Genomic DNA, 18,421 nt, shown 5'->3' on the forward strand with positions numbered 1-18,421 from the left:
CAGATTGTTTTGTTTTAAAAATGTTTGGAGGTTTTTGAATGAACGACAGCAGCGATCTTTTGATATTGCTCCGCCTTCGCGGCACACTCTCCCCTTCTCTGCTGACCAAGTGGTGGAAGCAGGATCCTTCCTTGTCTCTTACGGGCGAAAAAAACCATCTTTTAACGAAGCATTCATTAAAAAGATCAGACTTGTGCTCCATACGAAAACTGGCGGAACAAGAACTGTCTAATGTTAAACGGCTCATCCGTTCTTACGAAGCGGCCGGTGTCCGCATGACCGCCATATGTTCCCCCGATTATCCAGCCAGCCTGAAAACCATTCATGACCCGCCTCCCGTCCTTTTTTTTAAAGGCAACGTTAAACTTCTCCATGAACAAAGACTGATCGGAATCGTCGGAACCCGTAGCCCGTCATTATACGGAAAAAGAGCAGCGGTTCACCTTGTCAGTGAGCTTTGCAAAAAAAGCTGGACGATCGTCAGCGGCCTTGCAAAAGGAATTGACGGCCTCGCCCATCAGGAGAGCATCCGTTCAAAGGGAAGGACAATCGGCGTCATCGCGGGCGGATTCAATAACATATATCCCCGTGAACACCGCCAGCTCGCCGGTCAAATGGCCGAAAACCACCTGCTGGTATCAGAGCACCCTCCCGACGTTAAACCTCAAAAATGGCACTTTCCGATGCGAAATCGGCTGATCAGCGGATTAACGGAAGGAATCGTTGTCGTCCAAGGAAAGGAAAAGAGCGGGTCGCTCATCACAGCATATCAGGCCCTTGAGCAGGGGCGGGAGGTGTTCGCCGTGCCGGGTCCGATCTTTGACGCCAACTCTTTCGGTCCTTCAAGGCTGATCCAGGAAGGGGCGAAACTCGTATTGAATATTGAAGATATTTTGAGCGAACTGTCGCCTTCACGGACTCAATATCCGGAACCTGTTTAGAATTATCGTTTGACAAACCGTATTGTAATATTTAATAATAGTGAGGATTTCAAGTTTAAACGCTTTAATCGGCGTTCAACATATAGAAGGATTAAATCAGACACTTTTCGTAAAAATAATGATTATATAGACGACGATTATGCTGAATACAATAAAAAGGCTAAATTGAAAAGAGAGAGAACACCTCTTGAGGGGGATAATGTTATGTCCGAATACTTAGTCATCGTGGAATCGCCTGCAAAGGCAAAAACGATTGAGCGATACTTAGGAAAAAAATATAAAGTGAAAGCTTCGATGGGACACGTCAGAGACTTGCCGAAAAGCCAGATGGGCGTTGACATCGAGCAGAACTTTGAACCAAAATACATTACGATCCGCGGGAAAGGCCCCGTGTTGAAAGAATTAAAAACGGCCGCCAAAAAGGCAAAAAAAGTCTATCTCGCAGCCGACCCCGACAGGGAAGGGGAAGCGATCGCGTGGCATTTGGCGCACAGCCTTGATCTGGACCTGAATTCCGACTGCCGCGTCGTATTTAATGAAATTACAAAAGATGCGATCAAAGATTCATTTAAGCATCCGCGCATGATCAATATGGATCTTGTCGACGCCCAGCAGGCGAGAAGAATTCTGGACCGCCTTGTAGGGTACAAAATCAGCCCGATTTTATGGAAAAAAGTAAAAAAAGGCTTGAGTGCGGGACGTGTCCAATCTGTTGCGCTCCGCCTTATCATTGACAGGGAAAAAGAAATCAACGATTTTAAACCTGAAGAATATTGGACCATTGAAGGGTCTTTTCTCAAAGGCAAAGAAACATTTGAAGCGAGCTTCTTCGGAATAAACGGCGAAAAGCACCAGTTGAAAAGCGAAGAAGATGTAAAGCAAATCCTCTCCCAGATCAAAGGGAACAAATTTGAGGTTAAAAAGGTTACGAAAAAAGAACGTAAGCGGAACCCTGCGCTCCCGTTTACGACATCGACGCTTCAGCAGGAAGCGGCGCGTAAATTAAATTTCCGGGCAAAGAAAACAATGATGATCGCCCAGCAGCTTTATGAAGGAATCGATCTCGGCAAAGAAGGAACTGTCGGGTTAATCACTTATATGAGAACGGATTCAACCCGCATCTCGAATACAGCTCAAGAAGAAGCGGCATCATTCATCGGCGAACAGTACGGAAAAGAATTTTTGGGGAGCAAGCGAAAGCCTGCCAAAAAGAATGAAAACGCCCAGGATGCCCACGAAGCGATCAGGCCGACCTCGGTGCTCAGAAAGCCTTCCGATCTGAAGGCGGTATTGGGAAGAGACCAGCTTCGGCTATACAAGCTGATCTGGGAGCGCTTTGTCGCAAGCCAGATGGCTCCGGCGACACTCGATACGATGAGCGTCGATCTTGAAAACAACGGGTTGACATTTCGGGCGAACGGCAGTAAAGTCAAGTTTTCAGGTTTCATGAAGGTGTACGTTGAAGGAAAAGACGATCAGATGGAAGAGAAGAATAAGATGCTTCCGGATCTCGCTGAAGGCGACACCGTTCTTTCAAAAGATATCGAGCCCGAACAGCACTTCACACAGCCGCCTCCGCGCTATACGGAAGCAAGGCTGGTCAAAACGCTTGAAGAGCTGGGAATCGGCCGTCCGTCCACATACGCGCCGACGCTTGACACAATTCAAAAGCGCGGGTATGTCGCCCTTGATAACAAACGCTTTATCCCGACTGAGCTCGGTCAGATCGTGCTTGACTTGATCATGGAGTTTTTCCCTGAGATCATTAATGTCGAGTTCACCGCCAAAATGGAGAAAGAGCTCGATGACGTTGAAGACGGAAACATTCAATGGGTGCAGATCATCGATTCCTTTTACAAGGACTTTGAAAAACGCGTTGAAAAAGCGGAAGCCGAGATGCAGGAAGTGGAAATCGAACCGGAGTATGCGGGTGTGGACTGTGAAGAGTGCGGCCATCCGATGGTCTATAAAATGGGCCGCTACGGCAAATTTATGGCCTGCTCCAATTTTCCCGACTGCCGCAACACCAAGCCGATTGTAAAAGAGATCGGCGTCAAATGCCCTTCATGCAAAACCGGCAACATCGTCGAGCGAAAATCGAAAAAACGCCGCATTTTTTACGGCTGTGACCGCTATCCTGAATGCGAATTCGTATCATGGGATAAACCGCTTGAACGGAAATGTCCGAAATGCGAGGACATGCTTGTGGAGAAAAAGCTCAAAAAAGGCGTTCAAGTGCAGTGCGTGAATTGCGATTATAAGGAAGAACAACAAAAGTAGCGGTGAGCAGGGCTTTGCTCACCTTCTTTGTTGTGTTAAAAGATGAAGTCAACTCATAAATTAGGAGATGTGAATATGAATCAAACAGTAAATGTCATCGGTGCAGGACTTGCCGGAAGCGAAGCGGCATGGCAGCTTGCCAAGCGAGGTATCAATGTCCGTTTATACGAAATGAGGCCTGTTAAGCAAACGCCGGCACACCATACAGATAAATTTGCAGAACTTGTCTGCAGCAACTCGCTACGGGCGAATTCATTAACGAACGCTGTCGGTGTATTAAAGGAAGAAATGCGGGTTCTTGACTCGGCCATCATCGCTGCTGCTGACGAATGTTCTGTTCCTGCCGGCGGTGCGCTTGCCGTAGACAGGCATGAATTTGCCGCAAACGTTACCGAAAAAGTAAAGAATCATCCGAATGTGACCGTGCTCAATGAAGAAGTCACGGAAATACCGGAAGGGCCGACAATTATTGCGACAGGACCGCTGACGTCAGAAGCGCTTTCCGCAAAGCTCCGGGAGCTGACAGGCGAAGACTATCTGTACTTTTATGACGCCGCTGCGCCGATTGTTGAGAAAGACAGCCTTGACATGGATAAAGTCTATTTGAAATCCCGCTATGACAAAGGGGAGGCAGCGTATTTGAACTGTCCGATGACAGAAGAAGAGTTTGACAGGTTTTATGACGCCCTTGTGTCTGCGGAAACCGTTCCATTGAAAGAATTTGAAAAGGAAATCTTCTTTGAAGGCTGCATGCCGATTGAAGTCATGGCGAAGCGCGGCAAAAAAACGATGCTGTTCGGCCCGATGAAGCCTGTCGGACTCGAAGATCCCAAAACAGGAAAGCGTCCATACGCCGTTGTGCAGCTGCGCCAAGATGATGCAGCCGGCACGCTTTACAATATCGTCGGTTTTCAGACCCACCTCAAATGGGGCGACCAAAAGGAAGTGCTCCGCCTCATTCCGGGACTGGAACAAGCTGAAATCGTCCGCTACGGCGTAATGCACAGAAATACGTTCATCAACTCGCCGAGTCTTTTAAAAGCGACCTACCAGTTTAAAAAACGGGACGATCTGTTTTTCGCCGGCCAAATGACAGGTGTTGAAGGGTATGTTGAATCAGCGGCTTCAGGTCTTGTTGCCGGAATAAATGCGGCTCGGCTCATCCAGGGAAAAGAACCGGTCACTTTTTCAAATGAAACAGCGATCGGCAGCATGGCCCATTACATCACGGAAACAAACAAGAAAAACTTCCAGCCGATGAATGCGAACTTCGGTCTGTTCAAGGAATTGGGGGTTAAAATTAAAAACAAGCAGGAACGAAACGAACAGTATGCTTCGCGCGCATTGGAGACAATTCAAAATATTTCGAAAATGCTATAGTTATTCATTGCCAGATGAACTTGTTATGTGATAACATTTAAAAGCCCTTTTCGAAGAGGTGTAATGATGGCAAATGTTAAGAATTTTTTAACTTTATTCATTGAATATTTACAAATAGAAAAGAATTATTCAAAATATACAATTGTGGGTTACATTTCTTCCATTGAAGACTTTGAACGCTTTTTACAAGTTCAGGGAATAAAAGGTTTTGAAGACGTGACTTATCCGGATGTGAGAATTTTCTTGACGGAAGCGCATGAAAAAGGGCTTACTCGCAGGACGATCAGCAAGAAAATTTCGGCTCTGCGAAGCTTCTATAAATTTTTATTAAGGGAAAAGATGGTAAAAGAAAACCCGTTTCTGCTTGTCAGTCTTCCGAAACAGGATAAACGGATTCCAAAGTTTTTATATGAAAAAGAACTTGAAGAACTGTTTGAGGTTTCGGACCTGAGTACACCGCTCGGCCAAAGAAATCAGGCGCTCTTGGAACTTCTTTACGCAACGGGCATGCGGGTAAGCGAACTTTGCAGCCTGAAGGAATCTGATTTGGATCTGTTTTTAGATACGGTTTTGGTTCACGGGAAAGGCAGGAAGCAAAGGTATATTCCATTTGGTTCATTCGCCCGGGAGGCTTTGGATCTGTATTTGCAAAATGGAAGACGCATCCTTCTGTTAAAAGCGAAAGAGCCCTGCCCTTTTATTTTTTTGAATCAAAGGGGCGGGCCCTTAACCCCGAGGGGGGTTCGTTACATTTTGGGAGAACTGGTCAAGAAGACTTCGGGTACATTACATATACATCCGCATATGCTCCGCCATACTTTTGCCACCCATTTGTTAAATGAGGGTGCGGATCTCAGGAGCGTTCAGGAACTGCTTGGGCATTCAAACCTTTCTTCAACCCAGGTGTATACGCATGTATCTAAGGATATGCTCAGAAAGACATATATGTCTCATCACCCTCGGGCACATAAAGGGAAATAAAGGAGGTTCTTTTATGTCATCTTTTCACGCAACGACGATATTCGCCGTCCAGCACAACGGAAAAAGCGCGATGGCGGGAGACGGCCAGGTTACGTTCGGTCAGGCTGTCGTCATGAAGCATACCGCTAGAAAGGTAAGAAAGCTCTTCAACGGGAAAGTCATTGCCGGCTTTGCCGGTTCTGTTGCGGACGCTTTCACGCTCTTTGAAATGTTTGAAGCGAAGCTTGAAGAGTACAACGGCAATTTGCAGCGGGCGGCAGTCGAGCTTGCAAAAGAGTGGCGAAGCGATAAAGTCCTCAGAAAGCTTGAGGCGATGCTGATTGTCATGAATGCTGACAGCATGCTGCTCGTTTCCGGAACAGGCGAGGTGATTGAACCTGACGACGGCATTTTGGCGATCGGCTCAGGCGGAAACTACGCCCTGGCAGCCGGAAGGGCGCTGAAACGTCATGCAGGCGGCCAGCTTGACGCAAGAGCGATTGCGAGGGCCTCACTTGAAACCGCGGGCGAAATCTGTGTGTATACGAACGATCAGATCATTGTAGAAGAACTTGAATAGAAAGGATATGAGGCATATGGAAAAAAAGCCGCTGACTCCTAGGCAGATCGTCGAAAGGCTTGATCAATACATCGTCGGCCAGCTCGATGCGAAAAAAGCGGTCGCCGTGGCATTGAGGAACCGCTACAGAAGAAGTCTTCTTGATGAAAAACTGCGCGAAGAAATCGTTCCGAAAAACATATTGATGATGGGTCCGACAGGTGTGGGAAAAACCGAGATTGCAAGACGAATCGCGAAGCTCGTCGGCGCTCCGTTCGTCAAAATCGAAGCGACGAAGTTCACGGAAGTCGGTTATGTGGGCAGAGATGTAGAATCGATGGTCAGGGATCTTGTGGAAACGTCAATCCGCCTCGTCAAAGAGGAAAAAATGAACGAAGTGAAAGGCATCGCCGAAGAAAACGCAAATAAACGCCTCGTCCGCCTGCTTGTACCGGGAAGAAAAAAACAGTCGGGTGCAAAAAATCCTTTTGAAATGCTGTTTGGCGGAAATCAGGATCAAGAGACGAATGAAGCGGAAAAGCATGAAGACACGGATATCGAAAACAACCGGAAGCGGATTGCACATCAGCTTGCTCTCGGCGAGCTTGAAGACCATTATGTCACCGTTGAGGTGGAGGAGCAGCAGCCGTCCATGTTTGATATGCTCCAAGGCTCGGGTATGGAACAGATGGGCATGAACATGCAGGATGCGCTCAGCAGCCTGATGCCGAAAAAGAAAAAGCGCCGCAAACTTACGGTCAGGGAAGCGCGAAAAGTGCTGACGAATGAAGAAGCGGCAAAGCTCATCGATATGGACGAAGCTGCCCAGGAAGCCGTCCTGAGAGCCGAACAGTCGGGAATCATCTTTATCGATGAGATCGATAAAATCGCCAAAAAGAGCGGTGCTTCTTCATCGGCCGACGTCTCAAGAGAGGGTGTGCAGCGCGATATTCTTCCGATTGTAGAAGGCTCTACCGTCATGACAAAGTACGGTGCGGTCAAAACGGATCACGTGCTGTTCATCGCTGCAGGTGCATTCCATATGGCGAAGCCTTCAGATCTAATTCCAGAGCTGCAGGGACGCTTTCCGATCCGCGTTGAACTTCAAAAGCTGAGCATCGATGATTTTGTGAAAATCTTAACTGAGCCTGACAACGCTCTTCTTAAGCAGTATAAGGCTTTATTGAAGACGGAAGGTATATCTCTTGAATTTTCTGACGATGCTATTCGTAAGATTGCAGAAGTGGCTTATCATGTGAACCAGGACACAGACAATATCGGGGCGAGAAGGCTTCACACCATTTTGGAACGTCTTTTGGAAGAACTGTCATTCGAGGCTCCGGATGTGACGATGGAGGAAGTGGTCATCACGCCTCAATATGTTGAAGAAAAGCTTGGTTCGATCGCTAAGAATAAGGATTTAAGCCAGTTTATTTTATAAACAATTAAATAAGAGTAATTTAGGAGGATCAATTTATTATGGCTTTATTACAAAAAACAAGAAAGATTAATGCAATGCTGCAAAATGCGGCAGGGAAGCCGGTTAATTTTAAAGAAATGGCCGAAACGCTTCGCGATGTGATTGATTCGAACATTTTCGTCGTCAGCCGCAGAGGAAAGCTTCTCGGTTTCTCGATCAACCAGCAGATCGAAAATGACCGGATGAAAAAAATGCTTGAAGAGCGCCAGTTTCCCGAAGACTATACAAAAAGTCTGTTCAACATTCCGGAAACTTCATCCAACCTTGACATTAACAGCGAATATACGGCTTTCCCTGTGGAAAACCGCGATTTGTTCCAAGCGGGTCTGACCACAGTCGTTCCGATCATCGGAGGAGGCGAAAGACTCGGCACTTTGATTCTGTCCCGCCTTCAGGAGAAATTCGAGGATGACGATCTGATCCTTGCCGAATATGGCGCAACGGTCGTAGGAATGGAAATTCTGAGAGAGAAAGCTGAAGAGATCGAAGAGGAAGCGCGCAGCAAAGCGGTCGTTCAAATGGCGATCAGTTCATTATCTTACAGCGAGCTTGAAGCAATTGAACATATTTTTGAAGAGCTTGACGGAAATGAAGGCCTGCTTGTCGCAAGTAAAATTGCAGACCGCGTCGGCATCACCCGCTCGGTCATTGTCAATGCGCTGCGCAAACTTGAAAGCGCCGGTGTCATTGAATCAAGGTCATTAGGGATGAAAGGCACATACATTAAAGTGCTGAACAACAAATTTTTAATGGAATTAGAAAAACTAAAGTCTCATTAAAAGGCGAAAGCCGCAGAACATGCCGTTCTGCGGCTTTTTTTATTTCACGTTTTAAACTATATTATCGTAATTTTTTCATATCAAAAAATAACTAAAATGCGGTGCTAAATCAATGCGTCACTTGAATAAAAAATATACTAACATAATGTTTTGAAACTTTAACAAACGTAACATTACATAGTCCTTACAATCTAGGTCAAAATACCTATTCATAAAATAGATATTTATTACGATTTTTTTTTGCGTCCAGATCATAGACTTTAAGCCTATTATTCCTTACAATAGGCTTATGGTTTTTACAATTCTCGACAAGATTTTGAGACAGATGGAAAAAGATTGGAGGTATTTGGCGATGGATATATTTTCAGGAACAATACATAGACTAGAGGGAGCCTTGAATCAAGCGGACATTAAGCAAAAAGTCATAACGAACAATCTGGCCAATGTAGACACACCGAACTACAAGGCGAAAAAAGTATCCTTCAAAAATGTGCTGAATGAGGAGTCCTCCCGAATTAACGCTATAAAAACAGACTATAGACACATTGACTTCAAAGGGAATGAGTCAAATTATTCAGTTGTGTCGAGAAAGAATACAAGTTATCAAGAAAACGGGAACAATGTGGACGTTGATCAGGAAATGAGTGAAATGGCGAAAAATCAAATCCAGTATCAAGCGCTGGTTGAAAGAATAAGCGGTAAATTCAACTCACTGCGGACCGCGATTACAGGAGGTAAATAATGGGGGTATTCAATAGCATCAACATCTCAGCTTCGGCGTTGACTGCACAGAGAGTCAGAATGGATACCGTTTCTTCCAACCTGGCAAACATGGACACAACGAGAGCGAAGCTGGTCGACGGACAGTGGCAGCCGTATAGAAGAAAGCTTGTATCGACGGCTCCGAAAGGCGAATCTTTTTCATCAGTGCTCCAGTCATCGATGAATGCATCGGCGAGAGTCGGTGAAGGGGTAAAGGTGACCAAGATCAGCGAAGACAAAACACCGTTTAAACTCGTTTATGATCCGACGCATCCCGACGCAAACGAAGACGGATACGTGCAGATGCCGAATGTCGATCCGCTAAAAGAGATGGTTGATTTAATGGGCAGCACAAGGTCATATGAAGCGAATGTCACAGCGATGAATGCGACAAAAGGAATGCTGATGAAAGCACTAGAAATCGGAAAGTAGGGTGATGACACGAATGGTTAATGGAATCTCTCCATTTGGAATTCAATCCGTGCAGGCGGGAACGAATGCAACAAATCAGATCACGAACAAGCAGGACGGTTCAGAGAACCAAGTCAGCTTTTCCAACGTGCTGAAAGATTCTATCAATGCTTTGAATCAATCTCAAAATGAATCTGATAAACTGACAAACGCGCTTGCTCTCGGTCAGGATGTCAACCTTGATGAAGTGATGGTTGCAGCCCAGAAGGCAAATATTACATTGACGGCTGCGACGGAATTCCGCAACAAAGCGGTTGAAGCTTATCAGGAAATCATGAGAATGCAAATGTAAGAAAGGAGTCTGAAAGCGAAGAGAATTAGTGTAACTACCGGGGGAGTAAGATGAATCGTACTTTATTGCAAATCAAAACGAAAATAACAGATTTTTGGAAAAACAGATCAAAGCTGCAGAAGTTTTTGATGATCGGCATCGTCGCTCTGGCAGTGATCCTGTCAATCGTCATTGGAATAGTTGCTTCGTCAAATAAAATGGTGCCGCTCTATAAAGACTTGTCAGCTGAAGAAACCGGCCAAATCAAACAAGTGCTCGATGAAAAAGGTATACCATCTGAAGTTGCAGCTGACGGTTCAGTCATCAAAGTTCCGGAAGAAAAAGTCGACGGGCTGAAAGTCGATCTTGCGGCAGAGGGGCTTCCGAAAAGCGGAAGCATCGATTACTCGTTCTTTGGCGAAAATGCCGGTTTCGGCATGACGGACAACGAATTTGATGTTTTGAAAGTGAAAGCGACGCAAACCGAGCTTACCAACCTCATCAAAGGAATAGACGGGATTAAAGATTCGAAGGTCATGATTAACCTGCCGAAGGAATCCGTCTTTGTCGGTGAGGAAAAGCCGGAAGCATCCGCTTCGATTGTTCTTCAGGTGAAGCCCGGCCACACGCTTGATCAAAATGAAATCAACGGCCTTTATCATCTCGTATCGAAAAGCGTGCCGAACCTTGACCCGAAAAACATCGTGATCATGGATCAAAACTCCACATATTACGATCAAACAGGAAAAGAATCCGGTTCTTACGCTGACAGCTATTCTTCCCAGAGGGAAGTCAAAGCCCAGATCGAAAAGGATCTGCAAAGACAAATCCAAACCATGCTCGGCACGATGATGGGACAGGATAAAGTGGTTGTATCCGTCACATCCGACATCGATTTCACAAAAGAAAACAGGACTGAAGACCTGGTAGAACCTGTCGACAAAGAAAATATGGAAGGGATCACGGTCAGCGCAGAGCGCGTCAGTGAAACTTATTCCGGACAGGGAGCGCAAGCGGGAGGCGTCAACGGAACAGGTGAAAACGATGTAACGAACTATGCGGAAACAGAAGGCGGAACAGGCAACGGAGACTATGAGAAAAGCGAAGAACGGATCAACAATGAAGTCAACAGAATCCATAAAGAAATCGCTGAGAGCCCGTACAAAATCAGAGATTTGGGCGTCCAGGTCATGGTTGAACCGCCTGATGCGAAGAACCCGCAGTCACTGCCCGCTGAAAGGGAAGACGATATTAAAAAGATCCTCTCAACCATTGTGAAAACATCGATCGACAAGAACTATGAAGAAGAACCGCTGACAGATGAGGATGTTGAAAATAAAATCGTAGTTTCTGTCCAATCGTTCGACGGCAAGCAGACAATCGATGAAGGAACGGAAACAGGCGGCATACCGATGTGGATTTACATCGCAGGCGGAGCAGCGCTTGTTGCTGTAATCGGCCTCATCATCTGGCTTGTCAGAAGACGTAAAAATAGAGATGACGAATACGAGGAAGAATGGTATGAAACGCCTCAGGAACCGATTCGTGTTGCTGATGTGAACAATGAAAAAGAGACGGAAGAAACTGTCAGACGAAAACAGCTTGAAAAAATGGCGAAAGATAAGCCTGAAGAATTCGCCAAATTGCTGCGCAGCTGGCTGACCGAGGATTAGGAGGAGTATTGAAATGGCAAAAATGAAACAAGACAGGCTTACAGGCAAACAAAAAGCGGCCATTCTCATGATATCCTTAGGGCTTGATGTGTCAGCTTCCGTTTACAAGCATTTAACAGATGAAGAAATCGAAAGGCTGACGCTTGAAATATCAAATGTCAGAGCTGTATCACCAGAGAAAAAAGACGAAATTATTCAGGAATTTCATGAAACGGCTGTTGCTCAAGAATATATATCACAAGGCGGCATTCACTATGCCAAGCAGGTGCTTGACAAAGCGCTCGGCGAAGACAAAGCCGCCAGCATTATCAACAGGCTGACATCGTCTCTTCAAGTCAGACCGTTCGATTTTGCCAGAAAAGCGGATCCCGAGCAGATTCTGAACTTTATTCAGCATGAGCATCCGCAGACGATCGCATTGATTCTGTCTTATCTCGATCCCGTGCAATCCGGTCAGATATTGTCAGAGCTGAATCAGGATGTGCAGGCAGAGGTTGCAAGACGGATCGCTGTCATGGACAGGACGTCACCGGAAATCATCAATGAAGTCGAACAGATTCTGGAGCAAAAGCTATCCTCCACATTCACTCAGGACTACACGCAGACCGGCGGCATCGAAGCCGTTGTCGAAGTGTTGAACGGAGTTGACAGAGGTACGGAGAAAACGATCCTTGACGCCCTTGAAATCCAGGATCCTGAGCTTGCCGACGAGATTAAGAAGCGGATGTTCGTCTTTGAAGATATCGTTACGCTTGATAACCGCGCCATTCAAAGGGTTATCCGCGATGTGGAAAACGACGATCTGCTTCTCTCCCTCAAAGTGGCCAGTGAAGAGGTCAAAGACATCGTCTTCAGCAATATGTCGCAGCGTATGGCTGAAACATTTAAAGAAGAAATGGAATTCATGGGTCCTGTGCGTCTGCGTGACGTAGAAGAAGCTCAATCCAGAATCGTAAGCGTCATCCGAAGACTTGAAGAAGCAGGTGAGATCGTAATCGCCAGAGGCGGAGGAGATGATATCATTGTCTAACATTATTAAACAGCGATTATCATCAATACCGCCAAAAGAAAGGCGGACGATTTCATTAAAGGAAGTCAAACTTCCTGAAACAGAAACCGAACTTGATACCGGACAGGATCCGGAATTCCTCCTCGATCATGCCAGACAGGAAGCCGGGAAAATATACGAAAAAGCGAGCGCTGAACTCGAACAGGTCAGACGGCAAATCGAAGAGGAAAGGATAAGCTGGGAAACAGAACGCGAAGCACTGATAGACCAGGCGAAACAAGAAGGCTTTCAAGCGGGGTTTGAACAGGGAAAGGCCGAGGCCCAAAGCACTTATCAATCCTATTTGGATGAAGCCAACGCCATCGTCGGAGCGGCGAGGCGTGACTATGAAGAAAAAATCGAACAATCTTCCGAAGAAATTGTCGAACTTGCCGTGACGCTGGCTAAAAAAGTTTGGAATCAAAAGGCTGACGACAAAGAAGCTTTTTCAGCCCTCGTCAAACAGGTGCTGTCCGAAATGAAAGAGTTCGATGACATTGCCGTCTATGTGGATCCGGAGTATTACACGGAGGTTCAAAGCCACAAAAACGAACTTGAGCAGCTCCTCCAATATGGCGCACATCTCGCGATATACGCCGATGAAAAAGCGCCGAAAGGAACATGCTATGTTGAAACGGCTTTCGGAAGAATCGATGCAGGAATCGACACTCAATTACAGCAGCTGAAACAAAAACTGCTCAGCCTGCTTGAAACGGCAGGTGTTGTCCAGTGATGCTCGAGCAGCTGCTTGAATGTATAGAAACCGCAGACTCCTACAAACGATACGGAAAAGTCAAACAAGCGGTCGGCCTGATGATTGAATCCAAAGGACCTGAATGCTCAATCGGCGATGTCTGCAAAATCTATACAAAAGGTGACGGGCCAAAGGCCATCAAAGCTGAGGTCGTCGGCTTCAAAGACCAAAATATTCTTCTGATGCCATATTTGGAAGCGGCCAATATTGCACCCGGCAGCATTGTCGAAGCGACGGGCGAATCGCTCAGAGTCAAAGTCGGCTCCGGCTTGATCGGGCAAGTTGTCGATGCATTCGGCAATCCGCTCGACGGCAGCTCGCTTCCGAAAGGTCTGGCTCAAGTTTCGACAGACCAGGCGCCGCCTAATCCGATGAAAAGGCCGCCAATCAGAGAAAAAATGGCGGTCGGCGTCAGATCAATCGACAGTCTGCTGACCGTCGGAAAAGGACAACGTGTCGGGATATTCGCCGGAAGCGGCGTCGGAAAAAGCACGCTCATGGGCATGATTGCAAGAGAGACGGCCGCGGACTTGAATGTCATCGCTCTTGTCGGAGAGCGGGGCCGGGAAGTCAGAGAGTTCATTGAGAAAGATCTCGGCGAAGAAGGGCTGAAGCGCACGATCGTTGTAGTGGCTACATCTGACCAGCCGGCATTGATGCGGCTGAAAGCTGCCTATACTGCAACAGCGATTGCCGAGTACTTCCGCGACAAAGGACAAAACGTGATGTTCATGATGGACTCGGTGACAAGGGTCGCCATGGCTCAGAGGGAAATCGGCCTGGCGACGGGCGAACCGCCGACGACGAAAGGTTATACACCCTCAGTGTTCGCTATTTTACCTAAGCTCCTAGAACGAACAGGAACGACGGAAAACGGGTCAATAACTGCTTTCTATACGGTTCTTGTCGACGGTGATGATATGAATGAACCGATCGCCGATACTGTCAGGGGAATCTTGGACGGTCATATCGTTCTTGACCGGAGCCTTGCGAATAAAGGCCAGTTTCCGGCAGTCAACATTTTAAAAAGCATCAGCAGGGTGATGTCAAACATCGCCGGGAAAGACCATATAAGAGCAGCGAACCGGTTCAGGGAAATGCTGTCAACCTATCAAAACTCAGAGGACCTGATCAACATAGGAGCCTATAAAAAAGGATCTTCCAGAGAAATTGATGAGGCCATACAATTCCAACCGAAGCTGATCAGCTTCCTCAAGCAGGAAGTGGATGAAGCGGCGTCGCTGGAAGAGAGCATTTCTTTATTAAAGAGTCTTACAGGAAGAGAGGATTAAGAATGGCTTATTCATTTAAATTTCAAAAGCTCCTCGAGCTTAAAGAAAATGAAAAAGACCAATCATTCGCTGAATATCAGCACTCAGTTTCCGAATTCGAAAAGGTCGCGGAAAAGCTGTATGATAGCATGAACCAAAAAGAAACGCTAGAAAAAAACAAGGAAATCAAGATGCAGACGGGAATGAGCGTTCAGGAAATGCGGCATTATCAGCAATTTGTCACAAATCTTGAAACGACTATCTACCATTACCAAAAGCTCGTCATGATGAAGAGAAATGAAATGAATGAAAAACAGCATGATCTGACGGAAAAAAATATCGAGCTGAAAAAATTTGAAAAAATGAAAGAAAAGCAGTTTGAAATGTATTCACTGCAAAACAAAGCAAATGAGTTAAAGGAAATGGACGATATCTCCATTGCCCAGTACATAACTCAAGGAAGCTAGGGGTAGAAAAACGATGACCGAAGAAAAAAAAGCCGGTAAATTTCAGACATTTTTGTTTGTCATCGTCATTCCGCTGATCTTTTTAATCGTTGTAGCGTTTGTCGGCATGTGGCTTTTGGGCGTCAATTTCCAGGATGCAGCCTCCAAAATCCCCGTCGTTAAAGAGCTTGTGAAAAACGGCGAGGATCAGGACATAGATCACGCAGCAAAGCAGCAGGAGAACAAAGCAGAAAAGCTCCAAAAGACGATCGATGAACAAAAAAGCGAAATCGAAACGCTGACGAGTGACTTGAAAACGAGTGATCAAGAGATTAAAAGGCTGAAACAAAAAATCAGCTCGCTCGAAAAAACGGAAAAAGATGAAAAAGAGCAGAAAGAAAAGAACGCCGAAGGTCAAGGAGACGGAAAAAAAGTCGTCAAAATTTATGAAAGCATGCAAAGCAATAAAGCTGCAAAAATTTTAAGCGAATTAAAAGAAGAAGAGGCAATCAACATTTTAGATTCTTTAAGCAAAAAGAAAGTGACTGAGATCCTCTCCAAAATGTCTCCTGACAAAGCGGCTGTATTCACAGAAAAGCTTGTGAAAAACGAAGCGAAAAACGAAAAGAAAAAAGAAGGGGGGGAATAGCTTGAGGCTTTTTGACGCAATCTCTTTTGATGCCAAGCCTGCGGCGGATACCGCAACTGCAAAAACGAGCAGGACGCCTCTGGGCGGACTCTTTCAGAATGTGCTCCAAAAGGAAAACGGCTCACTTTCCCCTTTTCAAAAGGGAGAAGATCCTTCTCAGGACACGTCATTGGAAGGGCTTTTGCATGAACTGAAGCAATGGCTTTCAAATAATGAAGGCGGCTCCTTCAATGAAGACTGGCTGAATTCCCTCCAGCATGTTGAAGAGCTGAATCCATCTCCGGATGAACTCGCATTGGCAGAACAGCTGTTACAGCAAATAAAAGAGCTGCTTGAAAATGCCGCTCTGCCTGGACAATCAGGCAAAACAGCTGATGCTATTGAAGCTTTGCCTGCTGTCGAAAGCGGGACAGAAGAGCCGAAACTGCCTGACCTGCAAATTCTTGGTCAGATTCAGCAGCTGCTCGCTGTGATCGTAAATGAAAATCAACCGGCACTCAAAACTTCGCAAATCGCAGAAATATTGAAACAGGCGCCGGAATTTCTCGCCGCTCTTCAGACAAAGGCGGGAACAGAAGGGCTGATTGATGAACTTAAACGTCAATTTTTCACGAAAGATCCGGGCGAGTCGCAGCTTTTGTCCATGTCAAACGCCGAGCTGAAAAGCTTGAAAAGTGTAATGGAACAGATGATGAACGCAAACGCTGAACCGGATCAAAAAGAGTGGAAAATGGCGGAAAGCGAACTGAAGGCAATGCTCATGAGCAAAAAAAATGATGTCTCTCTTTCTGAGAAGCCGTTGTCCTTTGTTTTGAACGGAAGGGAAATTCAAACTGAAGGAAAGCAAGGCCAAAAGGAACAGCCGATTCAATCCTCTGTACTGGCCAATCATCGGACAGGCGCAGTGTTGATCCAGGGTCTCCAGACCTCGGCGGCAGAGGAATCTTCCGCTCAGCCGAAAAGCTTTTCAGAACAAATTCTCAGCTCATGGAAACAGATGAAGTATACACCGTTCGGCAGATCGACAGGCAGTTTCACGATCCGACTGAATCCTGAAAATCTTGGCTTTATCACGATCAAGCTCGTCAAACAGCACGGGATGTTTTCGAGCAAAATCATCGCATCGACCCAGTCGGCTAAAGAGCTGCTCGAACACAATCTCGCGCATCTTAAACAGGCGCTGCCCAACATGTCTGTACAAATTGACCGCTTCGGTGTACCGCTTCAAAACGGTGATCAGACCTTCGGACAGCTGGCGGACGAACAGAAAAACCAGCAGCAGGCGAAGCAAGATCAGCAAAAAGAGCAGGAAAATGAGGGTTTTCAGGAGTTTTTGGATGATCTTATCGAGACTCGATCACAGGACAGCGAGGAGGAGATCTAATGCCTGACACTTCAATTGATACAAGAACTGCCACAGGGACAACAAACACGAAATCAACGACATCCAATTATTTGTCCGAGGCAAAAAAAGCCGAGAAAGCAGGGAGCGGCTCCAATCTTGGCAAGGATGAATTTTTGAAACTGCTCATGAAACAACTGCAGTACCAAGACCCCTTAAATCCGATGGAAGACCGTGAATTCATTGCGCAAATGGCGACCTTTTCAAGCCTTGAGCAACTAACGAATCTGAACACAACGATGTCGACGTTCGTCGGACTTCAGGACCCGATGACGATGTATGTCAGCTGGATCGGAAAAGAAGTCACCTATGAAGGCGAAGAAAGCGAAGAGAAAACGGCGCTTGTCAAATCAGTTAAAAGCTCAGACGGACAGTATCTGCTTGTCCTTGACGATGGAACCGAAGTCAATCCGTGGAATGTGACGGCGGTAAGCCATTCTGACAAATAAAAACAGATAATTCAGGGAGGAATAATTATGTTACGTTCACTATACTCAGGAATCAGCGGCATGAAAAACTTTCAGACAAAGCTTGATGTCGTTGCAAACAACATTTCGAATGTCAATACGGCAGGCTATAAGAAAAGCCGGGTTACGTTTAAAGATATTGTCAGCCAACAGCTTTCCGGTGCGTCGTCGTCTACTGCAAATCGCGGCTCTGTCAACGGCCAGCAGGTCGGGCTCGGTGCAACGATCGGATCGATCGATATCATTCACACAAACGCTGCGCCTTCAACAACAGGCCGCCAGCTTGACATGACCATTACAGGAGACGGCTACTTCCGAGTTGGAACAGGAGAAGAAGAATACTACACAAGATCTGGAAACTTCTACCTTTCTGATGAAGGTGACCTCGTCACTGTTGACGGACTGTTCGTCTTAACGGCCAACAACGGAAGAATCAATATCCCGCAAGACGCGCAAAGCTTCAGCATCGCACCTGACGGAACCGTGTCTTATGTCGATCAAAACAACGAGAACCAGACCGCCGGCCAAATCTCGCTTGCGACATTCAGCAACACATCCGGCTTGTCAAAAGCGGGAGACAACCTTTACCGCGAAACATTGAGTTCTGGAGCTCCGCAAGTCGTTGTGCCTGGAGAAGGCGGCTCAGGAAAGATTCAAACGAGTGCGCTTGAAATGTCGAACGTCGACCTTTCAGAAGAGTTTTCCGAAATGATTATCGCGCAGCGCGGCTTCCAGTCCAATGCGAAAATCATTACAACCTCTGATGAAATTCTTCAGGAACTCGTCAATCTGAAGCGATAGGAGGGAAGGAGGCGCCCTCGTGAAGGC

The 18,421-nt window shown here is 46.3% G+C and carries 19 protein-coding genes; all 19 read left to right on the forward strand.

The window, feature by feature from the left end; all coding sequences use genetic code 11:
* Nucleotides 1–38 precede the first annotated feature (38 nt).
* The 19 genes from dprA to flgG all read left to right on the forward strand — a co-directional run bounded on the left by dprA (nt 39) and on the right by flgG (nt 18,394).
* Nucleotides 39–941 (forward strand): DNA-processing protein DprA, encoded by a 903-nt coding sequence (dprA, locus tag MHI30_RS08795; RefSeq protein WP_075752847.1) that lies wholly within the window; start codon nt 39–41, stop codon nt 939–941.
* 204 nt (nt 942–1,145) lie between these two features.
* Nucleotides 1,146–3,221, forward strand: coding sequence for a type I DNA topoisomerase (gene topA / locus MHI30_RS08800; protein ID WP_020451381.1), 2,076 nt, complete (start codon nt 1,146–1,148; stop codon nt 3,219–3,221).
* A 75-nt stretch (nt 3,222–3,296) separates the two neighbouring features.
* Complete coding sequence (trmFO, locus tag MHI30_RS08805; RefSeq protein ID WP_075752845.1) at nt 3,297–4,601, forward strand: FADH(2)-oxidizing methylenetetrahydrofolate--tRNA-(uracil(54)-C(5))-methyltransferase TrmFO; 1,305 nt, start codon at nt 3,297–3,299, stop codon at nt 4,599–4,601.
* Between the two features lie 66 nt (nt 4,602–4,667).
* A complete protein-coding gene (gene xerC / locus MHI30_RS08810; protein WP_020451383.1) occupies nt 4,668–5,582 on the forward strand; it encodes a tyrosine recombinase XerC in 915 nt (304 codons plus the stop codon).
* A gap of 13 nt (nt 5,583–5,595) precedes the next feature.
* Nucleotides 5,596–6,141, forward strand: a complete 546-nt coding sequence (gene hslV / locus MHI30_RS08815; RefSeq protein WP_020451384.1) for an ATP-dependent protease subunit HslV — start codon at nt 5,596–5,598, stop codon at nt 6,139–6,141.
* A gap of 7 nt (nt 6,142–6,148) precedes the next feature.
* Nucleotides 6,149–7,561, forward strand: coding sequence for an HslU--HslV peptidase ATPase subunit (hslU, locus tag MHI30_RS08820; RefSeq protein ID WP_256163786.1), 1,413 nt, complete (start codon nt 6,149–6,151; stop codon nt 7,559–7,561).
* Between the two features lie 38 nt (nt 7,562–7,599).
* Nucleotides 7,600–8,379 carry a GTP-sensing pleiotropic transcriptional regulator CodY gene (gene codY / locus MHI30_RS08825; protein ID WP_003181756.1) on the forward strand — a complete coding sequence of 260 codons (780 nt, stop codon included), beginning with the start codon at nt 7,600–7,602 and terminating at the stop codon, nt 8,377–8,379.
* A gap of 352 nt (nt 8,380–8,731) precedes the next feature.
* On the forward strand, nt 8,732–9,121 hold the full coding sequence (gene flgB, locus MHI30_RS08830; RefSeq protein ID WP_075752843.1) for a flagellar basal body rod protein FlgB: 390 nt from the start codon (nt 8,732–8,734) through the stop codon (nt 9,119–9,121).
* Complete coding sequence (flgC, locus tag MHI30_RS08835; RefSeq protein WP_020451388.1) at nt 9,121–9,573, forward strand: flagellar basal body rod protein FlgC; 453 nt, start codon at nt 9,121–9,123, stop codon at nt 9,571–9,573. Before flgB ends, flgC begins: the two co-directional genes overlap by 1 nt.
* Nucleotides 9,574–9,586: 13 nt before the next feature.
* Nucleotides 9,587–9,904, forward strand: a complete 318-nt coding sequence (gene fliE, locus MHI30_RS08840; RefSeq protein ID WP_075752841.1) for a flagellar hook-basal body complex protein FliE — start codon at nt 9,587–9,589, stop codon at nt 9,902–9,904.
* A 50-nt stretch (nt 9,905–9,954) separates the two neighbouring features.
* Complete coding sequence (gene fliF, locus MHI30_RS08845; RefSeq protein ID WP_075752839.1) at nt 9,955–11,556, forward strand: flagellar basal-body MS-ring/collar protein FliF; 1,602 nt, start codon at nt 9,955–9,957, stop codon at nt 11,554–11,556.
* A gap of 13 nt (nt 11,557–11,569) precedes the next feature.
* Nucleotides 11,570–12,586 (forward strand): flagellar motor switch protein FliG, encoded by a 1,017-nt coding sequence (gene fliG, locus MHI30_RS08850; RefSeq protein WP_043926372.1) that lies wholly within the window; start codon nt 11,570–11,572, stop codon nt 12,584–12,586.
* Nucleotides 12,570–13,337: a flagellar assembly protein FliH gene (gene fliH, locus MHI30_RS08855; protein ID WP_154495680.1), complete on the forward strand. Its 768-nt coding sequence runs from the start codon at nt 12,570–12,572 to the stop codon at nt 13,335–13,337. Before fliG ends, fliH begins: the two co-directional genes overlap by 17 nt.
* A complete protein-coding gene (gene fliI, locus MHI30_RS08860; protein ID WP_142238607.1) occupies nt 13,334–14,650 on the forward strand; it encodes a flagellar protein export ATPase FliI in 1,317 nt (438 codons plus the stop codon). Before fliH ends, fliI begins: the two co-directional genes overlap by 4 nt.
* Before the next feature lie 2 nt (nt 14,651–14,652).
* Nucleotides 14,653–15,096: a flagellar export protein FliJ gene (gene fliJ, locus MHI30_RS08865; protein ID WP_075752833.1), complete on the forward strand. Its 444-nt coding sequence runs from the start codon at nt 14,653–14,655 to the stop codon at nt 15,094–15,096.
* Nucleotides 15,097–15,109: 13 nt separating this feature from the next.
* Complete coding sequence (locus MHI30_RS08870; RefSeq protein ID WP_075752831.1) at nt 15,110–15,724, forward strand: MotE family protein; 615 nt, start codon at nt 15,110–15,112, stop codon at nt 15,722–15,724.
* Nucleotide 15,725: 1 nt separating this feature from the next.
* On the forward strand, nt 15,726–17,108 hold the full coding sequence (locus MHI30_RS08875) for a flagellar hook-length control protein FliK (RefSeq protein WP_075752829.1): 1,383 nt from the start codon (nt 15,726–15,728) through the stop codon (nt 17,106–17,108).
* Entirely contained in the window at nt 17,108–17,575 is a 468-nt protein-coding gene (gene flgD / locus MHI30_RS08880; protein ID WP_075752827.1) for a flagellar hook assembly protein FlgD, read from the forward strand. Before MHI30_RS08875 ends, flgD begins: the two co-directional genes overlap by 1 nt.
* Before the next feature lie 27 nt (nt 17,576–17,602).
* Nucleotides 17,603–18,394, forward strand: coding sequence for a flagellar basal body rod protein FlgG (flgG, locus tag MHI30_RS08885; protein WP_075752825.1), 792 nt, complete (start codon nt 17,603–17,605; stop codon nt 18,392–18,394).
* Nucleotides 18,395–18,421 lie beyond the last annotated feature (27 nt).

Origin of the sequence: Bacillus sp. FSL L8-0528 (assembly GCF_038593085.1) — a bacterium.
GTDB lineage: Bacteria > Bacillota > Bacilli > Bacillales > Bacillaceae > Bacillus > Bacillus paralicheniformis.